The sequence below is a fragment of the Pseudomonas sp. MF7453 genome, from assembly GCF_016405455.1.
In the GTDB taxonomy this organism is placed as follows: Bacteria; Pseudomonadota; Gammaproteobacteria; order Pseudomonadales; family Pseudomonadaceae; genus Aquipseudomonas; species Aquipseudomonas paralactis.
The window spans coordinates 1-2,901 of record NZ_JAEKCN010000046.1 but is presented as its reverse complement, the minus strand read 5'-3'; the positions used below and the strand labels follow the sequence as shown (position 1 = coordinate 2,901).

Below are 2,901 nucleotides of genomic sequence, written 5' to 3'. Positions count from 1 at the left end.
CGTCGAGCGATGCCCGTCCAGGGAGGGATGGCCGAGCTCGATTCTCCAGAAGGTAGCTGGTGACACGAGTGTTGAGCCCACCCAACTAGGGTGACGGAAATTTCTGGGGTTCCGGCTTACATCCCCAATTAGGAAGTATCGCTGCATCTGTCGCGGGCTCAGTAGTCGGCGGACTCTCTAAGATGTCGGCAATCAAGAGCGCCGGTCTAAAGCAAGAGCTACTCCGCGCAAAGATCCAACAAGCACAAAAAACCTTGGGCTCGCCTGGGTCGTCACCAGGTGGCTCCCCTAGCACGGCTGATACGCCGCCGCCTTCACGACAAAGCCGCGAGTCTGCCGGTCAACGTCTTTCTCGGCCAAGCTCTGCCGATCGATCAGAAGGTCAGCAGAAAAACCGGACCACTCGTGGCGAGCGTGCCGAAAAGCGTCGGTCGCCGCTCAACCCTCCGGACAATCAGTAGTGCGAAGCACACGCAGCGTCGTTGTGGACGTGGTTCTGGCACGCGAGTTCTCATGCTTCGATGCAGACTCGCCCCTGCTTGAGTCCACCCAAATGAGCCTTACGTTCGATTATTACCTAACGGCTACGTACTGCGAAAACTGGGACAACCCGGTCGACCTCAGGTACCTGTTTGATGGCCTCGCCCCTTGGCCGGGATTGGTATGGGTCATGCGTGGGGATCAGTATTTTCTGTCGCCCCAACTGAGCGGAATAGGCGCTTATGAGTGGGATGAAACGACCCCCATTGAGATTCGGCTTTTTGAGACGCCATCACTGGACGCTTTGACCTGGTATCTGGTGACTGCAGAGCTAAATAGACGAAACGGCTTTGATGACCGAATGGCGGAAATCCATGAGGTACAGCTTCAACATTTGATCAATGAGCTGCCAGTTGCGACGGTGCCTTACGTAGGGAGAGCTTGAAAAATGACCTATCACCGGATTGTCGTTGCGTGGGTGATCTCCGCGATCGCGTTACTTCCGATGTCTGTTGCATTGCTCTCTCAGGCGTCCTATGGCACTGCCCACAGAGCTTATCTGGCACTTCTGATCATCGCGACCATATCAGCAATATACGCAACGCATCGTACCCACCAGTGCACGCTTAGAAAGCGTTTCTGCTGGGTGTTGTGGGGGATCGTGGTCGCATTTCTCTGGACTTGGTATTGATGAAAAAGGAGCACCCTTTGAAACAACGGTGGAAGGTACTTTGTGTGGCCGCTTGTTGTGGCTTGGTATTGACCCCTTGGGAAAAAATCCCAGAACTGATTTCTTCAGAAGTGAGTGGGTACTACATCAGCGACGGCGGATTGAGTACTGGTTATAAAGTGCTCAAGATCGACAGATCAGGACATGGGAAAATGTACTCGTACGATGCGATGCACCAAGGAATCCTGAACGCTTACCCCTTCAAGTATTCATCCACTTTTCTGACTCTCACTCTCGACTTTACGGGGGGAAGCCAGGCAGTTCTTTCTCAAGGATGGTTGGGACTGGAAGGTCGTCTCCATTGCTCGAGAGGGAGCTGTGGGGGGTTAGGAACTGTCAGCCTCGTAGGTGAAAGAGAGACGGATCTTCCTGAAGCATTTCAGCGCGCTCTATCAGTAATCAATTTATGACGTATCAATAATTGCTTATTGATAATTTACACCACACTGATATCATCATGGCCGCAGCGCTTCAGGGTAGTAGAAGGGTAAAATCCAATAAACTCTGCTGCTGGTGATAGGGGGGCAGACCTACGGGCTGCCCCCCTGCTCCATTTCTGATGCGTGGTCTATGTCCTTAATTTTCGAAGCAGATCTACGGCGATACCTTGCTGCCGGCCTAGCGCATGACATCTCGGTCTTGCACACCCGCGACGGATGGTCGCTGCGTATTCAATTGGGGTCTGAGTGTGTGTCACTGCGCCGCCAGCGCGGCGGTGAGCGGACTTTTAAGAGTCTAGACAAGCTGGCGGTCTTTCTGACAGAACTGGGGCTCGAGCAATTAATTGTCCAGCTGAGGAATCCAAGCGATCAGCCTTTAAAGGCTTCTGTCACGCAGTGAGACCGTAGAGGATGACCGCTAAGGTCAATTTTTCAGGAGAATAGTTAGATGTGGAAAAAATTTGGTTGCCTCATCGGGCTGTGTGTCGGCCTGAGTGGTTGTGGCAATCCGTTTGAGGGTAGCTATCGAGCCATGCAAGGCGTAATAGGACCACTGGTAGCCATCGATATTCAAGGCAGTAAGGCCACAGTAGTGAAGGTCGATCCTTTTCAGAAAAAAGTCCTGAGTGAACAAACCTGGGAGGCAAAAAGCAAAGGCGAAAAACTGCTTTTGACTGATCTTAAAGGCAAGACATTTGCTTTCAATCGATCAGTTGATGAGAAAGGGCTGGATTGCCTGAATTGTGGCTTCGGCACAGGCATGCCTGAGTCTTGGCAGCAATTCGATCCAAACAAGTAAATTCAGACTCAAGGAGGGGGAATGACGAAACATTTCGCTTGGCCGGTCCTATGGAAAAGCCAGGTATTCCTTCATCGGGCCGACGCGATCAAGTTTTCGTATCCCAAAAAAGCGCGCAACGTAGCGGGCTCTGATTGCCTGCCGCTGCTTTTCGCTTAGATAGAGGGATGCTAGACTTCTTGCCGATGTCTAGCATCCCTAGCGTTGCACCACCACAGCCCTGACCAGTCAAGACTCGACCCTCAGCTGGTCCAGGGCTTTACTTTTGCGGGCATCGAAGTGGGTGGATTGGCACTCGATGCCCGTGGCTCTTCTCCTCAGTAACTGCATTTTCGGCCTCCTCTAGGTCGTATCGGTTGTCAGCTAAACGTTGCACCACCACAGCCCTGACCAGTCAAGACTCGACCCTCAGTTGGTCCAGGGCTTTGTTTTTGAGGGCACCGAGGTGGGTG

General features: G+C 52.6%; 3 protein-coding genes. All 3 read left to right on the top strand.

All coding sequences use genetic code 11. The annotated features are described in order from the left end of the window. The first annotated feature begins 553 nt into the window (after positions 1-553). The 3 genes from JFT63_RS29325 to JFT63_RS29315 all read left to right on the top strand — a co-directional run bounded on the left by JFT63_RS29325 (position 554) and on the right by JFT63_RS29315 (position 2,449). Positions 554-925 (top strand): hypothetical protein, encoded by a 372-nt coding sequence (locus JFT63_RS29325; protein ID WP_068588503.1) that lies wholly within the window; start codon positions 554-556, stop codon positions 923-925. 245 nt (positions 926-1,170) lie between these two features. Continuing rightward, positions 1,171-1,620: a hypothetical protein gene (locus JFT63_RS29320; protein WP_141698163.1), complete on the top strand. Its 450-nt coding sequence runs from the start codon at positions 1,171-1,173 to the stop codon at positions 1,618-1,620. A 478-nt stretch (positions 1,621-2,098) separates the two neighbouring features. Further along, entirely contained in the window at positions 2,099-2,449 is a 351-nt protein-coding gene (locus tag JFT63_RS29315) for a hypothetical protein (RefSeq protein ID WP_068588510.1), read from the top strand. Positions 2,450-2,901 lie beyond the last annotated feature (452 nt).

Coding starts and splice junctions, on each gene's coding strand:
- JFT63_RS29325 (WP_068588503.1), top strand. CDS start 554: ATGAGCCTTACGTTCGATTATTACCTAACGGCTACGTACTGCGAAAAC.
- JFT63_RS29320 (WP_141698163.1), top strand. CDS start 1,171: ATGAAAAAGGAGCACCCTTTGAAACAACGGTGGAAGGTACTTTGTGTG.
- JFT63_RS29315 (WP_068588510.1), top strand. CDS start 2,099: ATGTGGAAAAAATTTGGTTGCCTCATCGGGCTGTGTGTCGGCCTGAGT.